The 22043-nt window shown below is 46.6% G+C and carries 20 protein-coding genes; 9 read left to right on the top strand and 11 right to left on the bottom strand.

Features of this window, described 5'->3' with window-relative positions; genetic code table 11:
* Positions 1 to 148: 148 nt before the first annotated feature.
* The 3 genes from LWH95_RS08135 to LWH95_RS08125 all read right to left on the bottom strand — a co-directional run bounded on the left by LWH95_RS08135 (position 149) and on the right by LWH95_RS08125 (position 3517).
* On the bottom strand, positions 149 to 1585 hold the full coding sequence (locus LWH95_RS08135) for an anion permease (RefSeq protein ID WP_232919299.1): 1437 nt from the start codon (positions 1583 to 1585) through the stop codon (positions 149 to 151).
* 129 nt (positions 1586 to 1714) lie between these two features.
* The gene (locus tag LWH95_RS08130; RefSeq protein WP_133488968.1) at positions 1715 to 2977 is read right to left on the bottom strand and encodes a pectate lyase; all 1263 of its coding nucleotides are present in this window, start codon (positions 2975 to 2977) and stop codon (positions 1715 to 1717) included.
* Between the two features lie 192 nt (positions 2978 to 3169).
* Positions 3170 to 3517, bottom strand: a complete 348-nt coding sequence (locus LWH95_RS08125; RefSeq protein WP_003239911.1) for a general stress protein — start codon at positions 3515 to 3517, stop codon at positions 3170 to 3172.
* 243 nt (positions 3518 to 3760) lie between these two features.
* Between LWH95_RS08125 and LWH95_RS08120 the strand changes: the two genes are divergently transcribed.
* From LWH95_RS08120 to LWH95_RS08095, 6 genes are all read left to right on the top strand, one after another.
* Positions 3761 to 4129 carry a YfmB family protein gene (locus LWH95_RS08120; protein WP_019257756.1) on the top strand — a complete coding sequence of 123 codons (369 nt, stop codon included), beginning with the start codon at positions 3761 to 3763 and terminating at the stop codon, positions 4127 to 4129.
* A gap of 109 nt (positions 4130 to 4238) precedes the next feature.
* Entirely contained in the window at positions 4239 to 5186 is a 948-nt protein-coding gene (gene yfmC / locus LWH95_RS08115; protein WP_232919298.1) for a Fe(3+)-citrate ABC transporter substrate-binding protein YfmC, read from the top strand.
* Positions 5187 to 5257: 71 nt separating this feature from the next.
* Positions 5258 to 6259 (top strand): Fe(3+) dicitrate ABC transporter permease FecD, encoded by a 1002-nt coding sequence (fecD, locus tag LWH95_RS08110; protein WP_003239919.1) that lies wholly within the window; start codon positions 5258 to 5260, stop codon positions 6257 to 6259.
* Positions 6256 to 7257 (top strand): Fe(3+)-citrate ABC transporter permease YfmE, encoded by a 1002-nt coding sequence (yfmE, locus tag LWH95_RS08105; RefSeq protein WP_084990712.1) that lies wholly within the window; start codon positions 6256 to 6258, stop codon positions 7255 to 7257. The genes fecD and yfmE overlap by 4 nt, the downstream gene beginning before the upstream one ends.
* 12 nt (positions 7258 to 7269) lie before the next feature.
* Positions 7270 to 8067, top strand: a complete 798-nt coding sequence (yfmF, locus tag LWH95_RS08100) for a Fe(3+)-citrate ABC transporter ATP-binding protein YfmF (RefSeq protein WP_019257752.1) — start codon at positions 7270 to 7272, stop codon at positions 8065 to 8067.
* Between the two features lie 107 nt (positions 8068 to 8174).
* A complete protein-coding gene (locus LWH95_RS08095) occupies positions 8175 to 9194 on the top strand; it encodes an NADP-dependent oxidoreductase (protein ID WP_133488964.1) in 1020 nt (339 codons plus the stop codon).
* A gap of 52 nt (positions 9195 to 9246) precedes the next feature.
* Here the strand turns inward: LWH95_RS08095 and LWH95_RS08090 are convergent, their stop codons facing one another.
* Both LWH95_RS08090 and LWH95_RS08085 read right to left on the bottom strand, forming a co-directional pair.
* The gene (locus LWH95_RS08090; protein ID WP_133488962.1) at positions 9247 to 9693 is read right to left on the bottom strand and encodes a GNAT family N-acetyltransferase; all 447 of its coding nucleotides are present in this window, start codon (positions 9691 to 9693) and stop codon (positions 9247 to 9249) included.
* Positions 9694 to 9762: 69 nt separating this feature from the next.
* A complete protein-coding gene (locus LWH95_RS08085; RefSeq protein ID WP_133488960.1) occupies positions 9763 to 10893 on the bottom strand; it encodes a DEAD/DEAH box helicase in 1131 nt (376 codons plus the stop codon).
* Between the two features lie 174 nt (positions 10894 to 11067).
* Here LWH95_RS08085 and LWH95_RS08080 point away from each other — a divergent pair, with 174 nt between their 5' ends.
* Positions 11068 to 12624 (top strand): ABC-F family ATP-binding cassette domain-containing protein, encoded by a 1557-nt coding sequence (locus tag LWH95_RS08080; RefSeq protein WP_133488958.1) that lies wholly within the window; start codon positions 11068 to 11070, stop codon positions 12622 to 12624.
* Positions 12625 to 12788: 164 nt separating this feature from the next.
* Here the strand turns inward: LWH95_RS08080 and LWH95_RS08075 are convergent, their stop codons facing one another.
* From LWH95_RS08075 to yfmT, 6 genes are all read right to left on the bottom strand, one after another.
* On the bottom strand, positions 12789 to 13979 hold the full coding sequence (locus tag LWH95_RS08075; RefSeq protein ID WP_060398139.1) for an MFS transporter: 1191 nt from the start codon (positions 13977 to 13979) through the stop codon (positions 12789 to 12791).
* A 65-nt stretch (positions 13980 to 14044) separates the two neighbouring features.
* On the bottom strand, positions 14045 to 14467 hold the full coding sequence (locus LWH95_RS08070; RefSeq protein WP_003239946.1) for a MerR family transcriptional regulator: 423 nt from the start codon (positions 14465 to 14467) through the stop codon (positions 14045 to 14047).
* 122 nt (positions 14468 to 14589) lie between these two features.
* Positions 14590 to 15036: a YfmQ family protein gene (locus tag LWH95_RS08065; RefSeq protein ID WP_003239949.1), complete on the bottom strand. Its 447-nt coding sequence runs from the start codon at positions 15034 to 15036 to the stop codon at positions 14590 to 14592.
* Between the two features lie 123 nt (positions 15037 to 15159).
* Complete coding sequence (locus LWH95_RS08060; RefSeq protein WP_232919297.1) at positions 15160 to 17049, bottom strand: ABC-F family ATP-binding cassette domain-containing protein; 1890 nt, start codon at positions 17047 to 17049, stop codon at positions 15160 to 15162.
* Between the two features lie 134 nt (positions 17050 to 17183).
* On the bottom strand, positions 17184 to 17588 hold the full coding sequence (locus tag LWH95_RS21790) for a methyl-accepting chemotaxis protein (protein WP_373683402.1): 405 nt from the start codon (positions 17586 to 17588) through the stop codon (positions 17184 to 17186).
* A 469-nt stretch (positions 17589 to 18057) separates the two neighbouring features.
* On the bottom strand, positions 18058 to 19515 hold the full coding sequence (gene yfmT, locus LWH95_RS08050; RefSeq protein ID WP_133488952.1) for a benzaldehyde dehydrogenase: 1458 nt from the start codon (positions 19513 to 19515) through the stop codon (positions 18058 to 18060).
* 247 nt (positions 19516 to 19762) lie between these two features.
* Here yfmT and LWH95_RS08045 point away from each other — a divergent pair, with 247 nt between their 5' ends.
* Positions 19763 to 21148, top strand: a complete 1386-nt coding sequence (locus LWH95_RS08045) for an amino acid permease (protein WP_148983149.1) — start codon at positions 19763 to 19765, stop codon at positions 21146 to 21148.
* Between the two features lie 91 nt (positions 21149 to 21239).
* Entirely contained in the window at positions 21240 to 21947 is a 708-nt protein-coding gene (locus tag LWH95_RS08040; protein ID WP_133488948.1) for a YjjG family noncanonical pyrimidine nucleotidase, read from the top strand.
* Positions 21948 to 22043: the final 96 nt, after the last annotated feature.

The raw sequence follows: 22043 nt of genomic DNA, 5'->3' as shown, positions 1-22043 counted from the left end.
CCCTAGATCATATCATTTTTTATAGGGAATTTTCTTATTTTTCAAAATCCATTTTCTTGTGAAGGATAAAACATAGGAGGAAATATTTTTTGCAGATAGTTAAATGAAGAGAAAATAAAAAAGGCAGACGAAGTCTGCCTTTTTCTTTCTACCATATACCTAGTACTTTCCACCATAATCCGCCGATCACAAGCCATGTGACAATATGAACGATCGACAGGATAAATCCGATAGACCACCATTTGCCTTGCGAAATGTAGCCTGCTCCGAAGAAGACCGGAGCCGCTCCAGAACCGTAGTGAGTTGTTGACCCGAACAGATTGCTGAAGAATGCGAGGCTCAGCGCTGCTAAAAGCGGCGGTGCGCCCGCTGCCACGATGACAGCCAGGAATGCTGAATACATCGCACTAATGTGGGCTGTTGCACTTGCAAAGAAATAATGAGAATAATAATACACAACAATTAAGATTAAGAACGCCACAATCCAAGAGAATCCTGATACGGATGATTTCATGGCATTGCTGAACCAAGACACCATGCCTAACTCATTCAGGAAGTTGGCCAGCATGACAAGCGCCGCAAACCAAGTGAGCGTATCCCAAGCGCCCTGTTCTTTCTTGATATCATCCCAAGTCAGAACCTGTGATAATAAAAGAACTGACAATCCGATCAGTGCGGTTGTGGTTGCGTCGATGTTGAAGCTGCCGCCAAAAATCCAAAGAGCAAGCACTAAAAGAAACACAATAACCATGGAAAGCTCTGATTTTTTAAATGGTCCCATTTCTTTCAGTTTTTCGGTTGCGATTTTCGCTGCGTCCGGTGTTTCTTTAATTTCCGGCGGATACAGCTTGTAAATCACAAGCGGTGTGATGATTAAGCTTACAAGTCCCGGAACTATCGCGGCAATTGCCCAGCTTGTCCATGTTAAGTCCACCCCTGCGACATCATGGGCCAGCTTGGCAATCAGCGGGTTTGCCGCCATTGCCGTTAAGAACATAGCAGATGTGATCAGATTCCCCTGAAAACCGGTTTTCAATAAGAATGCGCCGATTTTTCGCTCTGTTCCATTTGCCGGGCTTGATCCGAATGTTTCGGATAATGATCTGATAATAGGAAATATAATGCCTCCTGCACGCGCCGTATTACTTGGAATAGCAGGTGAAAGTATTAAATCACTGAACAGCAGTGAATAAGAAAGTCCAAGGGTTTTTTTCCCGAATTTCTGAACGAATACATACGAAATTCTCGCACCGAGCCCGGTTTTGATAAATCCCCGGGAAATAAAGAATGCGATCACGATAAGCCAAATGGTCTTATTTCCGAATCCGCTTAGTGTATCCTCAATTGATAGTGTTCCAGTTAGTGCAGTAACCGCCAATGCAAAAATTGCAATTGCACCCATTGGCAAGGGCTTGGAGATAAAGCCGATAATTGTCGCGACAAAGATCGCAAACAAATGCCAAGCTTTAGGTTCAAGTCCGGACGGAGCGGGAATAAACCAGATGATTAGTCCCACAGCGACAGTAATAAGCAATGGAACAAGCTTTACTGCTGACTGTTTTCCTGCGTCTTTTTCTGAAGCCATAAATAGGTCTCCTCCTATATACTTGTTTTCCGATCCCCTTTCCCATTCTACTCCTTAACTAAGTTAATAAACATTTTAATTAATTAAAAAAACACAAAGGTGAGCAGCCCTTTGTGTTTTTTTCATTTCTTAATTTAGTTTACCCGCGCCCGCTTGAGATATAACATTTGACTTCACATTCGCGGAAGCATCAATTGATCCGTGCAGAGATGGTGTCCATCCGACAGAAGAGCTCAGCCCGTTTGCAGCCGATGCGCTGATCTGCGTACCGTTCAGCAAGGTGCCGGAATCATACAAAGCCGTTCCCCCGCTGAATACGCTGATTGTTTTAGCAGCTGACAGTCCAGGTACGTCAATAACATTGTTTTGAGCATAAATTTTAGATGACTTTCCGATTCCCCACGCATAGCTGAAGGCATAACCTGAGGAGCTTGTGCTGCCTTCATAATAGTTATTGTATACGTGAACCTGCCCGAAGCGGACTCTCGGTGCACGCTGGACGATATTTTTGTAGTGGTTATGGTGAAGCGTAATTTTCAATTTGCCATCATCAGATGTTTTGCTGTCGCTTGATCCGAAAATGGAGCTTTTATCATGATCGTGATAATAGTTGTAAGACATCGTGATATAGTTAGCACCGTTAGAAGCATCAGTTTGTCCGTCATGGTGCTGATATTCTCTGCCGAAATACTTTGGCGATGTGCTGTCCGGACGTGAGCCGTCATTAAATGTACAATGGTCAATCCATATATGCGTGCCTCCGTTTATCGTGATGTTGTCGTATTGAGAGTTCCAGTTTCCTGAGCTTCCGTCAGTTGGATCCCATTGCGGAAAATAATCATAGGCATCCTGGAATTCGAGATTGCGGATAATGACGTTATCACTCTTGATTTGGAAGTTTCCGCCCACAATTTTGGCATTTGTACCTGAACCGACGATTGTCGTGTTTGCAGGAATATCCAGCATGACCCGTGCTTTTTGGTTTTTCTGAGAGCGTGCTCTGGCTTCTTCTTGTGTTCCGGAAGGCTCTTTTTTGCCCCATGTGCTTGGATCATAGGCTTTCAAATATTTGTTCAAATCGTACTCTGGATCTTTATAGTCATTTAAACCAAGCGGCTTCAAATTGTCATCCACATTCATGTCAATTGTTCCCTTGATATAAATGATTTTTGGCGTTGTGTTGGTATCCTTGCCTAATGCTGAGACAAGCTGGTTTCTGTTGCTGACGGTATACACGTTCGAGGACGATGCTTTTGATCCGCCTGTCGTGCCCGTCGAGTACGCGCCCCAGCCATCATTTGACCCTAATGTCTGATGGCCCAAATCAGCCGCGTTTGCGCCAGCTGGAGTCAACCCTAAGAATAGAGCCGTAGCTAACATCACTTTTTTCATCCACTATGAACCCCCATTTTCTATTTTGTGAGATTTTATTCCAATTTATCACAAAAATATAATAGCAAATTGAGGGACATCCAGAACCGAAAATGTTCCGCTATCTAATTGCGGCATTCTGCAAAACATGCACCGCAAAAACCGCAAAAAACCCAAAAGGCCGAAGTTTGCCTTTTGGGTTCTATCCCTGCATTAAGCCCAGGATTTCACTTTTTCATTGTCTGTTACAAAGAGAAGCACTTTCCCTTCATCCAAACGTTTTTCGAATTGAGCGGCTTCATCTTCAGAAAAGCCGATTTCATGAATTTTATTGCGGAGCTCGTCTCCTTTTTTATTAAACACGTTTCCTACCGCATTCTTAAAACCCGTTTCTTTGGCTCCGATCGTGTTGGCGTTCGTGTTGTCTGCCAGCCGTTCCGTTCTGTCATCGTCGTGAGCTAAGACGTATACATCCTCTTTCGCAACACCCATTTGCTGTAATTCTTCTACATCCTTCATGAGCTGTTCGTCGTTTGTATACTCTTTTACAACTGGTTTCATTCCGACATTCCTCCTTCATGATTACTATATTTCTTTCATACCCGGTCGCATATAGATGAAACAGATCCCAGAACATTGAAGCGAAAAACAGGAAGAATGGTAGTAGCCATTTATTTTCCGCCCATGGTAAAGTGATAGGAACGGGGAATATTTTCAGAAAAATCAAAATCAAAGAGAAACCGCTGCACGGAGCAAACGATCATGAATTGCTGTCTTTATCCGTACGAGCAGGAGGTATGTCTAATGCAATACTTTTCACCAGAACAGCAATACAATGCATGGGTTGTGAGTGATTTAGTCAAACAGATTTTCCATCAGCGCGCCGGCTGTTCACCCGGAATTCACGAGCTTGCGGTCTTTGCTGAGGAACATTTTCATATCGATATCGACTTTGTCTTCTCGATTATCATGAATATCGGCGACATTGAATTCGCGCTCGCAGAAGAAATAGAAAAGAAATTGTCCGGTTATCTCGGCGCTCTCCTTCCTTATGTTAATGCTGATATGCTTAAAAACTCTAAAGCTAATGCCCAAGCGTTTTTGTCTCGGAGACACGGCGATGCTGTATACCATTTATTTGTGTCTGATGATGCTTTCATGAGAAAGCAGTAAAACCGACGCTTTCTTTACTAAAAAAATATTGACATGATGAGCCATGCTATTATAGTGTTTACATGTGATAATGATTCTCATTACTAAATCTAAAAAAAGGAAGAATGACATGCGCACCTATTCTAACAAGTTGATTGCCATCATGAGTGTTCTATTAATCGCCTGCTTCATTGTATCCGGCTGTTCATCAAGCCAGAATAACAGCGGAAGCAGCGAAAGCAAGTCTAAGGATTCAAGAGTGATCCAGCACGAAGAAGGAAAAACGCCAGTAAGCGGCACACCTAAGCGGGTGGTTGTCCTTGAGCTTTCATTCTTGGATGCTGTCTACAACCTCGGCATTACGCCGGTGGGCATCGCCGATGACAACAAAAAAGATATGATTAAAAAGCTTGTCGGCAGCTCAATTGATTATACATCGGTAGGCACACGCAGCGAACCGAATCTAGAGGTCATCAGTTCCTTAAAGCCTGATATCATCATCGCTGATGCTGAACGCCATAAAAACATTTATAAACAGCTGAAACAAATCGCCCCGACGATTGAATTAAAAAGCCGGGAAGCGACATATGACGAAACGATCGACAGCTTTACAACCATTGCTAAAGCGTTAAATAAAGAAGATGAAGGAAAAGAAAAGCTTGCTGATCACAACAAAGTCATCAACGATCTAAAAGCGGAGCTTCCGAAAGATGAAAACCGCAACATCGTTCTTGGGGTTGCTAGAGCAGATTCATTCCAGCTTCATACGTCCTCATCTTATGACGGAGAAATCTTTAAAATGCTCGGCTTTACGCACGCAGTGAAATCAAATGAAGCCTATCAAGAGGTCAGCCTTGAGCAATTGAGCAAAATCGATCCAGATATTTTGTTCATCTCAGCCAACGAAGGCAAGACAATTGTAGACGAGTGGAAAACGAACCCGCTCTGGAAAAATCTCAAAGCGGTGAAAAACGGACAAGTCTATGATGCAGACCGTGACACTTGGACAAGATTCAGAGGGATCAAGTCTAGTGAAACAAGCGCCAAAGACGTCCTCAAAAAAGTGTATAATAAGTAAGACTATGAGAAGCGAGGGGAAATCCTTGCTTCTTCGTTTTTGCAATCAGACGCAGTAAGGAAGTGAGACTGTTGTATCATTCAGCCAAACGGCGCTTATCATCGAGACTGATGATATTTATCATCGCACTGATCATTTTTATATTCGGGCTTGGGCTGAATCTATCAGTAGGAGCCTCAGACATCGGCATCATAGATTCATTGAAATATCTTTTTGTATGGGACGGTTCAAAGGAACAGCTCATCATCTCTACTCTTCGCCTTCCCCGCACATTAATCGGCGTTTTCGTCGGTGCCAGCCTTGCCGTAGCAGGGGCGCTGATGCAGGCCATGACTAGAAACCCTCTGGCTTCACCTCAAATTTTCGGTGTGAATGCGGGCGCATCGCTTTTTGTCGTTGCTTCTCTCGTCATTCTGCCGGCATCGCCCTATTCTTCCGTTGTATTCGCTTTTGCGGGTGCGGCAGCAGGCGGCGCGATTGTGTATATGATTGCCTCATCCGGCGGAATGACACCAGTCAAGCTGGCGCTATCGGGAATGGCGGTGCATTTGTTCCTCTCCTCCATGACACAGGCCGTCATTATTTTAAATGAGTCGGGAGAGGATGTTCTGTACTGGATGACAGGCGCGATTGACGGAAGCAATTGGCAGGACGTCATGACCATCGCTCCGTTTTCTGTCATCGGCATCGGGCTTGCCCTCGTGTTTTCCGGTTCTGTTTCTGTTCTCGGTCTTGGGGACGAGACAGCAAAAGGGCTTGGGCAAAACATGAACGGCATCCGGATTCTGATCAGCTTTATCATTTTAATTCTTTCCGGCGCTTCCGTAGCCGTCGCCGGGCCGATCGGCTTTGTCGGACTGCTCATTCCGCATATTGTCCGCAAGCTGATCGGAGAACATTATCAATATGTGCTTCCGTTTTCGGCGCTGTTCGGTGCCATTTTGCTGGTGTACGCAGATGTTCTGGCCAGATGGATTGCGTTTCCTTATGAATCACCGGTCGGCATTGTCACCGCGATTATCGGAACACCGTTTTTCTTATATTTGGCAAGGAAAGGGCGAAATCTGAAATGAAGAAAACAACCAGAAAACAAAAACGCCCCTTGCTGGCGATACTCATATTGGCCGTGCTTCTGATCGTTCTGTCCGTCATCAGCATCGGCTTCGGTGCATTATACATTTCACCGGATGCGGTGGTGACAAATTTGCTGGGACTGGATCATTCCTTTGAATTCATCATCCAGCAATACCGCCTTCCCCGGATTATACTAGCGATTTTGGCCGGTGCCGGGCTTGCCGCGGCCGGTGCGATTTTGCAGGGTGTCATCCGCAATCCGCTCGCTTCCCCGGACGTTGTCGGCATTTCAAAAGGGTCCGGCCTTGCGGCGATGGCTGTGATTCTGATTTTTCCTAAATCGCCGGTGTACGTGCTTCCGTTCTCTGCATTTGCCGGAGCCGCCATTATTGCTGTACTATTATTAATGATAGCCCGCAAAAAAAGCATTCAGCCCTCTTCATTGGCTCTATCAGGCATCGCCTTAGGCGCGGTCTGCCACGCCGGGATGCAATATATGATGGTCAAGTTTCCGGGCGACGTGAATGCTGCACTCATTTGGCTGACAGGCAGCCTCTGGGGAAGAAACTGGGAAGAAGTCAAGCTGCTAGCGCCATGGCTTTTGATTCTTTTTCCGATCGTCTGCATTCTCATACCGAAGCTGGATCTTATGTCACTCGGCGATGAGCTTGCGCAGGGTCTCGGCGAAAACGCAAACCGGCTGAGATTCATTCTGATTTTCACCGCGGTTGCGCTGGCGGGAAGCTGTGTAGCCGTCGTTGGCTCAATCGGTTTTATCGGTTTGCTTGCTCCGCATATCGCCAGACGGCTTACCGGAGAAAAAGCTAAATATTTACTGCCTGCATCGGCATTGATTGGTGCTATTATATTATTAATTGCAGATACGTTAGGGCGCGGCATCATGCCTCCGGTTGAAATACCGGCCGGAATATTGACAGCCGTGATCGGCGCGCCTTATTTCTTATATTTATTGAAATTCGAAGCGAGGAAACAGTAGGGAGAGGATATCATGGGAAAACTGGCTGCAGACCAGCTCACTCTTTCATATGACAGTACAGTGATTATTGACGGAGTCGATTTAAAGATAGAAGAGGGAAAAATCACTGCACTCATCGGCGCCAATGGCTGCGGGAAATCAACAATCCTCAAATCACTCGCCAGGCTGATGGCGCCAAAAAGCGGTACGGTACTATTAGAAGGAAAAGATATCCACCGCCAGCCGTCAAAAGAAGTCGCAAAAAAACTGGCCATTCTTCCTCAATCTCCTCAGGCGCCTGAAGGATTGACGGTAGAGGAATTATGCTATTTCGGCAGACATCCTCACAAAAAACTGTTATCCAAGCATACCCAAGAGGATCACGATATGGTAGAGTGGGCGCTGGAAGCAACGGGAATGATAGAGCTGAAGGAACGGACACTGGATGCTCTCTCAGGCGGCCAAAGACAAAGAGCATGGATTTCCATGGCGCTTGCTCAAGGAACTGATTTGCTTTTGCTTGATGAACCGACCACGTATTTAGACATTTCACACCAGATTGAAGTGCTTGAGCTGCTGAAAAAGCTGAACCGCGATCATGGCCGCACCGTTGTGATGGTGCTCCATGATTTAAACCAGGCCGCTCAATATGCTGACTATCTGATCAGTGTGCTGGACGGAAAAATATACAATGCCGGAACACCGGAAGATGTGTTTACCCAGCCATTTTTCCGTGAAGTCTTCGGTCTGGAATGCTGCATTATGAGAAGTCCGATCGACCAGAAGCCAATGTGCCTGCCGACGGGACTGTGCCCGAAATTACGGGCGTGATAAAAAGGAGAGGAACCCCCTCTCCTTTTTTGTATGCCGGCTTACCTTTTGTATTTCTCCTCCTCTCCATGTTACAGTGGTGTCAATCAAGTGATAGGAGGATGAAAATGACAGCATCTCAGCAGCAAATTCAATTAGCAAGACGCCCGCAAGGTGTTCCCGTTCATGAAGATTTTCGCTTTGAAACCATTCCGGTCCCCGAGCCGAAGCAAGGGGAAGTGCTTGTCAAAACGCTTTATGTATCGGTTGACCCTTATATGCGCGGCCGTATGCAGGATACGAAGTCATATGTTGAGCCGTTCACCTTGAATGAAGCGCTCTCTGGCGGGGTCATCGCTGAAGTCGTATCAGACGGCGATCATCTGAAAAAAGGCGATATCGTCATTGGAAACCTCAGCTGGCAGGAATTTTCCGCTGTGAGCGAGTCTGCCTTGCGAAAAATTGATACAAGCCTCGCTCCCGCTTCGGCCTATCTCGGCATTTTGGGAATGACCGGCTTGACGGCATATTTCGGACTGCTGGACATCGGGCGCCCGAAAGAAGGCGAAACCGTGGTCGTCTCCGGAGCAGCGGGAGCCGTCGGTTCAGCGGTCGGGCAGATTGCCAAAATCAAAGGCGCGCGAGTCGTCGGCATCGCGGGCTCTGATGAGAAAATCGCGTATTTAAAACAGAAGCTGCAGTTTGATGAAGCCATCAATTACAAAACAGCTGAAGATATCCAAAAAGCGCTAGAAGACGCTTGTCCTGATGGTGTCGATGTGTATTTTGACAATGTCGGCGGGCCGATCTCAGATGCGGTCATGAACCTGCTCAATGAATTTGCCCGCATTCCGGTGTGCGGCGCCATTTCTTCCTATAACGCTGAAAGCGAAGAAGATGATATGGGGCCCCGCGTCCAATCGAAGCTGATCAAAACCAAGTCGCTGATGCAAGGGTTTATCGTAGGCGACTACTCCGATCGCTTTTCTGAGGGGGCAAAACAGCTGGCCGAATGGCTAAAGGATGGAAAACTCCATTACGAGGAAACCATCACAGAAGGCTTCGAAAACATTCCTGACGCGTTTCTCGGTTTATTTAAAGGCGAAAATAAAGGAAAACAGCTGATCAAAGTCAGTGATCCGAGCTGACATGATAATGAAAACACGGAGGGATTTTTGCCCTCCGTGTTTTTGTGTATGGTCAGGTGCGAAGAATCAAAGTGAGGAAACCATCTTCATCAGGTTCAGTGTCTTCCAAAGTAAATCCGGCTGCTTGAAAGCAAGCCAAACTGATTCGATTGTCTTCTTCAATGCATGCCACCCATTCCCGCACGCTAGTAAAATCCGGATCAGCCAGCAGTTTTTGCAATATCTGTTTTCCGTACCCTTGAAGCCGGTACAAAGGATTGACGATTAATCCAATATACACCCGCTTCTCTCCGAACTCCATAACGACCATCCCTGCCGGAAGCTGCCCGTCATAAGCCATCATGACAGTATCGTCTTCATCTTTATTCACTCGTGCATACCACACATCTAATGGCAGCATCCCATCCATTCTCCGCCTTGTATCCTCATTTTCAAACCAGTATTCAAGGATTTTCAGCTCCGGCTCCTTCAATCTTTGAAATCTGTCTATTGAAGCCATCTCCTCACCCCGTACGAACCTTTTTCTATTATTTTACAACAAAAAAAGAAGGGCATACAGCCCTCCTTTTTATTTCGTCTTCAATTTTCCGCCTGTATAAACAGCTTCACTCAGCTCTACGCCAAGCTTCTTCGCCATTTTTTTCAGCTTTGATTCTTCGAGTTTCGTAACGAGGCTCAGCACGTTGCCTTCTTTTCCGGCCCGGCCTGTTCGGCCTGATCTGTGTACATAGCCGTCTTCGTCAGGAATATCGGCATGAATCACGTACGGCAGGTTTTCGATATCCAAACCGCGTGCAGCAATATCAGTCGCCAATAAGAGCGGGAACTCTCCGTCTTCAAATGCGGCAATGATTTTCGCCCGCTCCATTTTTTTCGCTTCACTGTGCAGAACACCGAGATCGACATGGTGATACGCCAATTTTTCCGCGTACACACTCAGGTTGCCGATGTCTCTCACAAATACGAGCGCCTGCATGCCTTGGAGTCTTGACAGCTTTTGCAGCAGCTTCACTTTATCGCGCTGGTCGCAAATCAGATATTGATGCTTCACTTTCCCGGCTTCCGTCTTGCTTCGCTGTACCTTCAATACCTCAGGCTCTTGCGCCAATTCGCGGAGCACGTCCTCTGTTTCCTTTTTGAGGGTTGCAGAAAAACATAGAAGCTGCCGGTCTCTTAATGTCGTTTTAATGATTTGCTTCATCGTTTCGCGATGCTCTGGCAGGACAAGCTGATCCGTTTCATCAAGCACGATCGTTTTCACTTCATGCATTTTGAGTTTCTTCGCTTTAATCAGTTCAAACACCCTGCCCGGCGTGCCGACAATGATATGCGGATGTTTTTTCAGCTTTTCGACCTGCTTCTTCACATTCGCCCCGCCGATTAAGGAAGCCGCGCGCAGCTCTGAGCCCGCTTTCCAATCCTGAATCACCTGAAAAATCTGCATCACCAGCTCACGCGACGGCGCTAAAATCACCGCCTGCGGATGCTTCTGATCTGGCTTAATTCGCTCCAAGACCGGCAGCGCATACGCAAGCGTCTTGCCTGTGCCTGTCGGCGATTCCGCGATGACATCCTTTCCATCCATGATCAGCTGTGCTGCCTGCTCCTGAACAGGTGTTGGCTTTTGAAAGCCGGAAGCATTCCAATTCTCTTGTATAAATGATTGTGCATTATGTAAAAATGGCCAAGTTTGCGTCATTTTTGTTCTCCTCAATTCCTGAAATCTACTCCATAGTATCTCAAAACCTCGCCCGGAACGCAATTTTTCTTTTTCTTTCCTATACCTTTCAACATTCCGATTCCTCCTTTATAATCAAAAGGGTGAATAATACACGCCGATTGTGCGTGTTTGATAAACGATAGAGGTGTAAACATGAGTATTTTATCTGTAAAGGATTTAAGCCATGGCTTCGGTGACCGGGCCATTTTTAATAACGTCTCCTTCCGCCTGTTAAAAGGCGAGCACGTTGGGCTGATCGGCGCAAATGGTGAAGGGAAATCAACCTTCATGAATATTATTACCGGAAAGCTTGAACCTGATGAGGGAAAAGTCGAATGGTCAAAAAATGTCCGTGTCGGCTATCTGGATCAGCATACCGTGCTGGAAAAAGGCAAATCGATCCGTGACGTCCTGAAAGACGCGTTCCATTATTTATTTGCGATGGAACAAGAAATGAACGAGATTTACAATAAAATGGGCGAAGCTGATCCCGACGAGCTCGAAAAGCTGCTTGAAGAAGTCGGTGTGATTCAAGACGCGCTGACGAACAATGATTTTTATATCATTGATTCCAAAGTGGAAGAAATTGCCCGCGGCCTCGGGTTGAGCGATATCGGATTAGAGCGTGATGTCACTGATTTGAGCGGCGGACAGCGCACAAAGGTTCTTCTCGCCAAGCTGCTTCTTGAAAAGCCGGAAATTCTGCTTCTCGATGAGCCGACCAACTATCTTGATGAACAGCATATCGAATGGCTGAAACGTTATCTGCAGGAATACGAGAACGCGTTCATCTTGATTTCCCATGATATTCCGTTCTTAAACAGCGTCATCAACCTGATTTATCACGTTGAAAATCAAGAGCTGACACGCTATGTCGGCGACTACCATCAGTTTATGGAAGTCTACGAGGTGAAGAAACAGCAGCTTGAAGCGGCGTACAAAAAGCAGCAGCAGGAAGTCGCTGAGCTGAAGGATTTCGTTGCCCGCAACAAAGCCCGCGTCAGCACGAGAAACATGGCGATGTCCCGCCAAAAGAAACTCGATAAGATGGATATGATCGAGCTGGCGGCAGAAAAGCCAAAACCGGAATTCCACTTCAAGCCGGCGAGAACGTCAGGCAAGCTGATTTTTGAAACCAAGGATTTGGTGATCGGTTACGATTCCCCGCTGTCACGTCCGCTGAACCTCCGCATGGAGCGCGGCCAAAAAATTGCCCTTTATGGCGCGAACGGGATCGGAAAAACGACATTGCTGAAAAGCCTGCTTGGTGAAATCCAGCCGCTTGAAGGCTCGGTTGAACGCGGCGAGCATCTCTTTACCGGCTATTTTGAGCAAGAGGTCAAGGAAACAAACAACAATACGTGCATCGAAGAGGTATGGAGCGAATTCCCTTCTTATACGCAGTATGAAATCCGGGCCGCTCTCGCAAAATGCGGACTGACGACAAAGCATATCGAAAGCCGCGTCTCCGTATTAAGCGGGGGCGAAAAAGCGAAAGTTAGATTATGCAAGCTGATCAATTCGGAAACAAACCTGCTGGTGCTCGATGAGCCGACAAACCACTTGGATGTCGATGCGAAGGAAGAGCTTAAGCGCGCGCTGAAAGAATACAAAGGCTCCATTCTGCTCATTTCTCATGAGCCAGACTTTTATATGGATATCGCGACAGAAACGTGGAACTGCGAGTCTTGGACGACGAAAGTGCTTTAAACCGAAGAAAACCCGCCTGCTGAAGGGCGGGTTTTTTTACTGCCATTTTTTCTGAACGATTCTCAGAAGCTCTGTCTTTTAAAATAAGGTGCAATGGATATGGTTGTAATGGGAAGGTTCCATGATTAAAAAAAGACACTGCATATGCGCAGTGTCTTTCGTTATTAATGTCCCGCCTTAATTCCGGCAAGATGTTTACGTCCCATGAGAAGGACAAGCATGCCGACAAAAACGACGATCCCGCCTACTGTATATGGTGTGCTTGCTGTGAAGTGCTCTGACAGCATTCCCGCAATCCACGGAGCGAGCGCGCCGCCGATGAAGCGGACTGAGCTGTAGGCTGAAGACGCGATTGAACGTTCAACCGGCGCAGAACCCATCACAGCGGTTGTCATGATCGTATTCACCATACCGAGAACAGCACCAGCGACAACGATACATGTAATAATCAATGTCTGATGGTCTGTCCAGATCCCCATGATCATGAGAATGACTGCAAAGGCGATAAAGAGAACAACCAAGGAACGCACTGTGCCCAGAGCTTTGTGCACGAGCGGCGCAGTAAAGACTGACGTAACAGCCAGCAGAAGGCCCCAGCCAAAGAAGACATATCCGAGACCGTGTTCATCTAAATCCAGTACGAACGGAGAATAAGCAAGCAAAATAAAAAATCCAAAGTTGTATAAGAACGCAGATACCGCCATCGTCAGCAGACCTTTATATTTGAGCGCCTTCATGGCATCAAACACACCGACGCGTTTTGCCGGTTTCGGCAATTTTGGCAGCATGAAAGAAATCGCGATTAACGCAATAAACATTAGGACAGATACCCCAAAAAACGGTGCGCGCCATGAAATGCTTCCAAGCTCTCCGCCTGCAAGCGGCCCGACGGAAATCCCGAGACCGAGCGCCGCCTCATACAAAATAATCGCTTGGGCGCTGCCCCCGACAGACACGCCGACGATGACCGCAAGCGCTGTTGAAATAAACAAAGCATTGCCTAATCCCCAGCCGCCGCGATAGCCGACTAGCTGAGCAATTGAGCTTGAACTGCCGCCAAGCCCCGCAAACACAATAATAAAAATAAGTCCGAGAATTAACGTCCATTTCGCGCCGATACGGCTGGAAATGGCGCCTGAGAAAAACATCATAAATCCGGTTACAAGCAAATAACTTGTAAACAAGAGTGATACTTCACTAGGTGAAGCATGTAATTGTGCGGCAATTGCCGGAAGAATTGGATCGACCAGCCCGATTCCCATAAAGGAAATCACACAGGCAAACGCGACAGCCCATACAGCTTTCGGCTGACTGAGCAAGCCCGTTTTCTGATTCACTTGTTTTGTCTTATCCATTTGACCTGACCTCCATCTTTATCCCATTAAAAGAAACGCTACAAAAATAGCGTTTGGCAAACTTTTCATTCGATTGATTGAATAGCACGTTCCGCTTTATCTTTCATGCCTTGCAGGCGTTCTTTAAAGCTTTCGAATGTGCGGATTTTCTCATCAATCAAATCCAGCTGGTGATTCAGTGTTTCCTGAATTTCCTCCAGTTTTTCTTTCCGTTCCTTAGGATCCAGTGACAACAAATACCCCTCTTTGTTTAACTCTAGCTGGCGGCTGGTTTCCATGAAATGCTGAAGCTCCTGAAGGGAAAAACCGAGCACTTCTTTTGTGCTGATGACTTTCTCAAGCTCCTCCATATCATCCTCTGAATAAAGCCTTACGCCGCCGTCTGTCCGTTTCGGCGCCGGAATCAAACCGATTTCTTCATAAAACCGGATGGTCCGCTTTGTCAGCCCGCTTCTTTTGGCTACTTGATCAATCTTCATCCATTCCAAGGTAAATCCCCCTTCGCCGTTTCTGTTCCCATTATACACCTTTTGAACCTTAACGTAAACGTAAAGTTTTGAAAATCAATAAAAAAACGAGTGCATAAAGCACCCGTCTTTCACTGTCCTGTTTAAGCCAAACTTCCTGTCACTGACAGAGACTGCTTTTGAAGGCTTTCAGAAAGCAATTGATACGCAATCACTTTCTTCTTGTACTGCTTCACGACGTCAATATGGTCGTCGTAGCGGTACACAAACAGCTTCACATCATTTTTGCCTTTTTTCGTATCTATCACCAGCGGCGTACCGCCGTTTTCCGGATATAAATAACGCTCTTCGTCACCTGGGTAAATATAATACTTCTCCAGGAAGACAGCTTCGTTAAATTGGTCAATCACTTTCTGCTTCTCTTCCCCCTCAAGACGTTTTCCAGCTAGAGAGAGAACGGCATTTTCGTCACTCAGCTTGGCGTGCACCTCAAATTTGCTGAGCAGCCATTCCATGACGCCTGTTGGAAGACAGGTTAATACGATTTTCACCAGACTCATGAGGATTAACATCACGATAGTCAATGTCATACTTCATCATCTCCATTAGTTTTCCATGTGCCGCTGACACACAATTTCATCCTATCATAAGCAGGGTGTTTCGTTTTTGTACATTATGTGAAAAAAGCGCGGCCTGCTGCGGGCCGCGCTTTTCTAACTTTCAAGTTCTTCTATCATGAGGGACAATTCTGTCCAACGGTCCATAGCAGCCTCAAGCTCTTCCGCCGTTTTCGCCTGTTCGGCCATCAGCTCTTGGATTTTTCCGAAATCGCTGCCTGCTGCGGCGATGTCAGCTTCAAGCTGCTCATGCTTTTCTTCCAGCTGGGCAATTTTATCTTCGATGCCGTCCCATTCAAGCTGATCTTTGTAGGAAAGCTTTTTCCGTTTTTTCTTCGGCTCAGCTTCGGGCTGTTTTGCTTCAGCAGCCGGTTTTTCAGCTGTTTTTTTCGCTTTTGATTCCTCCATGTAATCACTGTAGGAGCCTTGGAAGCGGGAAATGACGCCATTTCCTTCAAACACAATCAAACGGTCGACGACACGGTCAAGGAAGTAGCGGTCATGGGATACGGTGATGACGACGCCAGGGAACTGGTCGATATAATCCTCCAGGACGCTTAATGTTTCGGTATCCAAATCGTTCGTCGGCTCATCGAGAAACAGGACATTCGGCTCCTGCATGAGAACCTGAAGCAAGTATAAACGGCGTTTTTCTCCTCCGGACAGCTTGCGGATATACGTCTGCTGCATCGAACGCGGGAAGAGGAAACGCTCCAGCATTTGTTCAGCTGTAATGATATCGCCATCCGCTGTTTTTACGACCTCCGCCGTTTCTTTTATATATTCAATGACCTTTAACTCGCCATTCATTTCACTATGATCCTGGGTATAGTAGCCGATTCTGACGGTCTGGCCGATCGCAATATGGCCGCCATCTGGAGTATGACGGCCGGCAAGGGCATTTAACAGCGTTGTTTTTCCGATGCCATTTGGCCCGATGATCCCAATCCGTTCCCCCGGTATGACCAGCTCATTAAAGCGGTCGACAAGTATGCGGCCGTCATAAGCGATCATCACGTTCTCCACTTCAATGACCTGGTTGCCAAGACGGTGGGAGCCAATCGCAAAGTCGAGTGAGTTAGATGACTGAGGGCCTTTCTGCTCCTTAAGCGCCTCCACTCGGTCAATTCTCGCCTTTTGTTTTGTGGAGCGCGCTTTCGCTCCCCGTCTAAGCCAAGCCAGTTCGCGGCGCAGCAGGTTTTGCCGCTTCGTTTCCTTTTGCTCAGCCTGCGCTTCCCGTTCCGCGCGTTTTTCTAAAAACACTTCATAGTTGCCTTTGTACGTGTAGAGGCTGCCTCGTTCGAGCTCATAAATGCGGTTCGTGACACGATTTAAGAAATACCTGTCGTGCGTCACCAGCATGACGGCGCCGGGATATTGGCTTAAATATCCTTCAAGCCACTCAATCGTTTCATTATCCAAATGGTTCGTCGGCTCGTCTAAAATCAGCAGATCAGCGGGCTGAATTAAGTTTTTGGCAATGGCCACCCGTTTTTTCTGACCGCCTGAGAGCTCGTTGACTGGCTTTGTTACGTCGTTGACGCCAAGCTTAGACAATACGGTTTTTGCCAAGGTGTTCGCATCCCACGCGTTGTTCGCATCCATTTTCGCCTGCGCCGCCAACAGGTGCTTCTGACGCTGTTCATTTTCAGGGTCTTCCCCCAGTTCATACAGCGCTTTTTCATATTCACGCAAGGTTTTCATCACAGCCGATTCACCGGAATAGATATGCTCCAGCACAGTTTGCCCCGCAGGCAGCTCCGGGTCTTGATGAAGAAATTCAACGTGCACGCTGCCTGATTTCGTGATGTCTCCCTCTTCGATAGATTCCAAGCCGGCAATCACTTTCAGCAGCGTGGATTTTCCTGTTCCGTTCGGCCCGATTAATCCGATTCTCTCATTCTCTTCAATATGAAAGGAGATATGGTCAAATAATGTTTTATCTCCGTATGTTTTATACAGATTTTCCGCTTTTAGTATGCTCATGGTTCCTATCAATCCTCACGTAAGTTCATGTGTACATTTTAAATCAGCCGCTGGAATAAAACTAGTAAAACGTCAGACAAAGTTCATGGAAATGCAGGATAGAAAAAAGACCCGGGACGTTCGTCCCCGGTCTTTTATTCTTCCTCAAGCGCTTTTTCAGCCATTTTTGCAAGATGCTGTGCGCTTCCTGAAATCTCCTGCATCGTGGCGGAAATTTGTTCAACGGCAGCGGCTTGTCCGTCTGTATGCTGATTAATCGACTCGATTGATTCCTCCAGACCTTTCAGCAGGCTGTGGATTTTTTTCGTGATCTGGTCAATCTGGCCGACATTTTCTTTCGAATGCGTTGCTAGCTTTCTGATCTCATCTGCAACGACAGAGAAGCCTTTTCCAGACTCCCCTGCTCTCGCCGCTTCGATCGCGGCGTTCAGGCCGAGCAGGTTGCTTTGGTCAGAGATGCCTTTCACGGTTACTGAAATATCGGCGATTTCACCTGCGCTTTCGCTTACCTTTTTCGCCTGAGAGGAAATGCCCGTCATTTGAGATGAAAACCCGTTGATTGATTCAGAAATATCGGAAATGGCTGCTGCCGTTTGTTCAACAACAGCCGATAAGCTTTCCGCCACATCATGAAGCTTAGACGACTCCTCAAGGCTCGTTCCGAGGCCGACGCCCCCTATCACTCTTCCATTCTCGTCGTGTAGCGGGATGGCGCGTGCAATCAATGGGAAGCCGAACAATTCTTTCGGAACCATGCTCGTCTTCTTCTGATTGGTGCGGATGGCGTCTGTAATAATATCCCCTTCCTGCAGCGGATCGCCGGCTTTTACGTTGAGAGAAAAGGTTTTGGCAGGTATATTCACAAGCAGTTTTTCCGTATCGTAAATGCCGATTGTAATATCATCCTGAACCAGGCTGTTTAAATAAGGGGCTACTTTGACAAACGCGTCCAGAAGGTCTGCGGTTTCTTTTTCCGTTCTTATGCTCAATTCCATTCACTCCTATTCATTAATAAGGGAAGCTGCGTTTTTCGTGCTGGACCGAAATCCATTTCAGTGTCGTAAATTCTTCAAGGCTCCACTCGCCGTTCAAACGGCCGAGACCGGATTGTTTTTCACCGCCGAAGGCCACATTCGGTTCATCGTTGATTGTCGTGTCATTGACGTGAATCATGCCTGTTTCAATGCGCTTCGCAAAAGCCACGCCGCGCTCAAGGTTTGACGTATGTACGGCACCGCTCAAGCCAAACGGGGTTTCGTTTGCGATATCGACCGCTTCGTCTTCTGAATCAAATTTCATAAAGGAGACGACAGGTCCGAACAGCTCTTCCTTGGCAATGCTCATGAACGGTTTCACGTCTTTTAAGATCGTCGGTTCCACGATCGTTCCGTTAAATCCGCCAAGCTTCACTGGAACAGCGCCTTCTTCAATTGCTTTCTCAACAGATCTCATCAGCCCGTCAGTCTGTCTGCTGTTGATTAGAGGCCCGATAATCGTATCAGGGTCCATCGGGTCACCGACTTTCAGCGATTCCACTTTTGCCTGATACAGTTCAAGGAACTTATCATAAATTGATGAGTGAACAAGTACGCGGTTGGCTGACATACAAATCTGTCCTTGGTGTGTAAATCGGCTGAACACTGCCGCATTAACCGCATATTCGATATCCGCATCTTCAAGCACGATAAAGGCGCTGTTTCCACCGAGTTCAAGAAGCGGCTTTTTAAAATGCTTCATCGCAAGCTGGCCGATGTAGCTGCCGACTTTCGTAGAACCTGTAAATGAGATGATCCGCGGCACCGGGTGTTCGACAAAGCTGTCTCCGATCTCTGCAATGTCTGTAACAACAACATTCAGCAGCCCCTCTGGAATTCCCGCGTTCTCAAAAATTTTCGCAATCAGCGTACCGCCGCAAATCGGTGTTTCCTCATGCGGCTTTAACACGACGCCATTGCCGGCTCCAAGCGCGGGCGCCACTGATTTCATAGATAAAAAGAATGGAAAATTAAATGGACTGATGACACCGACAACGCCTGCCGGCACGCGATATAATCTGTTTTCCTTGCCGTCTATTGTTGACGGAAGAATTTTTCCTTCCATGCGGACAGGGAACGTCGCCGCTTCTTTCATGATGTTTTTAACTAGCCCGATTTCAAAGGCCGCTTTGAGCCTTGTTCCGCCAAGCTCTTCCATAATCAAATAAATGATGGCTTCTTCGTTCTCTTCAATATACGTGACAGCTTTTTCTAAGATATTTCTTTTCTCGAACGGATTGATCGCATCCCATTTTTTCTTCGCCAGCGCCGCTGCTCGATACGCTTCATCTACATCGTCAGCAGTCGCTTTTTGGAAGGTTGTAAATGTTTTTTGAGTATAAGGATTTTTGTTTTCCAATACATTTGGGCTGCTGCCCTCCTGCCATTTCCCGCCGATAAACTGTTTATTCAACTCTTCATATTGAAACATGGTCAGCATCTCCTTTTTAACCGCAAGTCAAAATTGGGCGAATCTATTTTTTCTATCGGTTCACCCTGCATAAAATTGAATATGTTATTAGTAAAAATTACTATCCTATAATACGACAACGCTGTTTCGCTTCTATCGTTTAAAGTGGAAAAATATTTTATTGACTGCGCCAAATTTCGACAATATAATACAACAAGAACTGTATATAATGATTAGAATATTTCGAATATTTCAGGAGGAACTTTTGATGAGTTCATTATTTAGAAAAAAACCGCTTGAAACATTGAGCGCGCAGAGCAAGTCAAAAAGCCTTGCCCGTACGTTAAGCGCATTTGATTTAACCTTGCTTGGTATCGGTTGTGTCATCGGTACAGGGATTTTTGTCATTACAGGAACAGTGGCAGCGACCGGTGCAGGTCCCGCCCTTATCATATCGTTTATTTTAGCGGGGCTCGCCTGTGCGCTCGCTGCCTTCTGCTATGCTGAGTTTTCGTCTTCGATTCCGATTTCGGGAAGCGTGTACTCATACTCCTACGTGACACTCGGAGAGCTGCTTGCCTTTTTGATCGGATGGGACCTCATGCTTGAATATGTCATTGCGCTGTCGGCGGTTGCCACCGGCTGGTCTTCATACTTTCAATCACTGCTTGCCGGCTTCAACCTTCATATTCCGGCCGCACTGACAGGAGCTCCGGGAAGCACGCCGGGCGCCATATTTAATCTTCCGGCTGCAGTGATCATTCTCCTCATCACTGCGATTGTCAGCAGAGGCGTCAAGGAAAGCACACGCTTTAACAACGTCATCGTACTGATGAAAATCGGGATCATTTTATTGTTCATCATTGTCGGCATCGGCTATGTCAAGCCGGAAAACTGGTCTCCTTTTATGCCATTCGGGATGAAAGGCGTCATTGTCAGCGCAGCAACTGTATTCTTCGCGTATCTCGGGTTTGACGCGGTTTCTAACGCTTCAGAGGAAGTGAAAAATCCGCAAAAAAACATGCCCGTCGGCATTATTTCAGCGCTTGCCGTCTGTACGGTTCTATACATCACGGTATCGCTAGTGCTGACAGGCATGATGCCTTATACGAAATTGAATGTCGGGGATCCGGTGTCCTTTGCGCTTAAATTCGTCGGCCAGGACGCTGTTGCCGGAATTATTTCTGTCGGTGCCATTATCGGGATTACGACGGTTATGCTCGCTTTGCTGTACGCTCAGGTCCGTTTGACATTTGCCATGAGCAGAGACGGCCTTCTGCCTGGATTGTTCGCAAAGGTTCATCCGTCATTTAAAACCCCGTTCCGCAACACATGGCTGACAGGTATCGTTGCAGCGGGAATCGCCGGGTTTATTAACCTCGGAACACTGGCCCATCTGGTGAACATGGGAACACTGGCCGCGTTTACGGTCATTTCAATTGCTATCATTGTGTTAAGAAAGAAACATCCGGAAATCAAAGCGTCCTTCAGAGTGCCGTTCGTTCCGGTTGTGCCGATTATCAGCGCAGGCATCTGCCTTTGGTTCATGTACAGCCTTCCCGGCATCACATGGCTTTCATTTGTCATCTGGATCGCTGTCGGAGCGCTTGTTTATTTCCTATATTCAAGAAAACACAGCTTATTAAACAAATAATCTCTTTTCAACCGGCGGTGCCTCACCCGCCGGCTTTTTCCTTTTTTTATGTGCTATACTTTCAGTACATATGAGAAAGGGAGACAAACCGATGAAACAATACCGCACTTTATTATTTGATGTAGATGATACCATCCTTGATTTTAAAGCGGCAGAAGCATTAGCGCTGCGTTTGCTGTTTGAAGATCAGAACATTCCTTTAACAGATGAAATGAAGACGCAGTATAAAACAATCAATCAAGGTCTCTGGAGAGCCTTTGAAGAAGGAAAAATTACACGGGATGAAGTCGTGAACACCCGTTTTTCCGCTTTGTTCAAGGAATACGGTTATGAGGCGGACGGCGCCTTGCTTGAGCAAAAATACCGCAGCTTTCTTGAAGAAGGGCATCAGCTTATTGACGGCGCTTTTGATCTTATCTCAAATCTGCAGCACCAGTTTGATTTGTATATCGTGACAAACGGTGTGTCTAAGACACAATACAAGCGTCTCCGTGATTCAGGATTATTTCCGTTCTTCAAGGATATTTTCGTTTCCGAAGACACAGGCTACCAAAAGCCAATGAAGGAATATTTCGATTACGTGTTTGAACGGATTCCCCAATTTTCAGCAGAGCACGCATTAATCATCGGCGATTCGCTGACTGCTGATATCAAAGGCGGACAGCTCGCCGGGCTTGATACGTGCTGGATGAACCCTGACATGAAGCCGAATGAGTCAGAGATCATGCCAGCTTATGAGATTCGTAAGCTTGAAGAGCTGTATCACATTTTGAAAATCGAACATACCGTCAGCTGCTAATCATGCTGACGGCGTTTCTTTTAAAGAGTCTATTTTCCTCTTGATAAATTCTTCACCTTATGAATAATATGGTGATATGCTTTGGTTATATATGTA

It is taken from the genome of Bacillus sp. G16 (assembly GCF_021282335.1).
Taxonomy (GTDB): Bacteria; Bacillota; Bacilli; order Bacillales; family Bacillaceae; genus Bacillus; species Bacillus inaquosorum.
The sequence above is the reverse complement of the archived record's forward strand: the minus strand, read 5'-3'. Positions and strand labels throughout refer to the sequence as shown.

Coding starts and splice junctions, on each gene's coding strand:
- LWH95_RS08135 (WP_232919299.1), bottom strand. CDS start 1,585: ATGGCTTCAGAAAAAGACGCAGGAAAACAGTCAGCAGTAAAGCTTGTT.
- LWH95_RS08130 (WP_133488968.1), bottom strand. CDS start 2,977: ATGAAAAAAGTGATGTTAGCTACGGCTCTATTCTTAGGGTTGACTCCA.
- LWH95_RS08125 (WP_003239911.1), bottom strand. CDS start 3,517: ATGAAACCAGTTGTAAAAGAGTATACAAACGACGAACAGCTCATGAAG.
- LWH95_RS08120 (WP_019257756.1), top strand. CDS start 3,761: ATGCAATACTTTTCACCAGAACAGCAATACAATGCATGGGTTGTGAGT.
- yfmC (WP_232919298.1), top strand. CDS start 4,239: ATGCGCACCTATTCTAACAAGTTGATTGCCATCATGAGTGTTCTATTA.
- yfmE (WP_084990712.1), top strand. CDS start 6,256: ATGAAGAAAACAACCAGAAAACAAAAACGCCCCTTGCTGGCGATACTC.
- yfmF (WP_019257752.1), top strand. CDS start 7,270: ATGGGAAAACTGGCTGCAGACCAGCTCACTCTTTCATATGACAGTACA.
- LWH95_RS08095 (WP_133488964.1), top strand. CDS start 8,175: ATGACAGCATCTCAGCAGCAAATTCAATTAGCAAGACGCCCGCAAGGT.
- LWH95_RS08090 (WP_133488962.1), bottom strand. CDS start 9,693: ATGGCTTCAATAGACAGATTTCAAAGATTGAAGGAGCCGGAGCTGAAA.
- LWH95_RS08085 (WP_133488960.1), bottom strand. CDS start 10,893: ATGACGCAAACTTGGCCATTTTTACATAATGCACAATCATTTATACAA.
- LWH95_RS08080 (WP_133488958.1), top strand. CDS start 11,068: ATGAGTATTTTATCTGTAAAGGATTTAAGCCATGGCTTCGGTGACCGG.
- LWH95_RS08075 (WP_060398139.1), bottom strand. CDS start 13,979: ATGGATAAGACAAAACAAGTGAATCAGAAAACGGGCTTGCTCAGTCAG.
- LWH95_RS08065 (WP_003239949.1), bottom strand. CDS start 15,036: ATGACATTGACTATCGTGATGTTAATCCTCATGAGTCTGGTGAAAATC.
- LWH95_RS08060 (WP_232919297.1), bottom strand. CDS start 17,049: ATGAGCATACTAAAAGCGGAAAATCTGTATAAAACATACGGAGATAAA.
- LWH95_RS21790 (WP_373683402.1), bottom strand. CDS start 17,588: ATGACGGGCATTTCCTCTCAGGCGAAAAAGGTAAGCGAAAGCGCAGGT.
- yfmT (WP_133488952.1), bottom strand. CDS start 19,515: ATGTTTCAATATGAAGAGTTGAATAAACAGTTTATCGGCGGGAAATGG.
- LWH95_RS08045 (WP_148983149.1), top strand. CDS start 19,763: ATGAGTTCATTATTTAGAAAAAAACCGCTTGAAACATTGAGCGCGCAG.
- LWH95_RS08040 (WP_133488948.1), top strand. CDS start 21,240: ATGAAACAATACCGCACTTTATTATTTGATGTAGATGATACCATCCTT.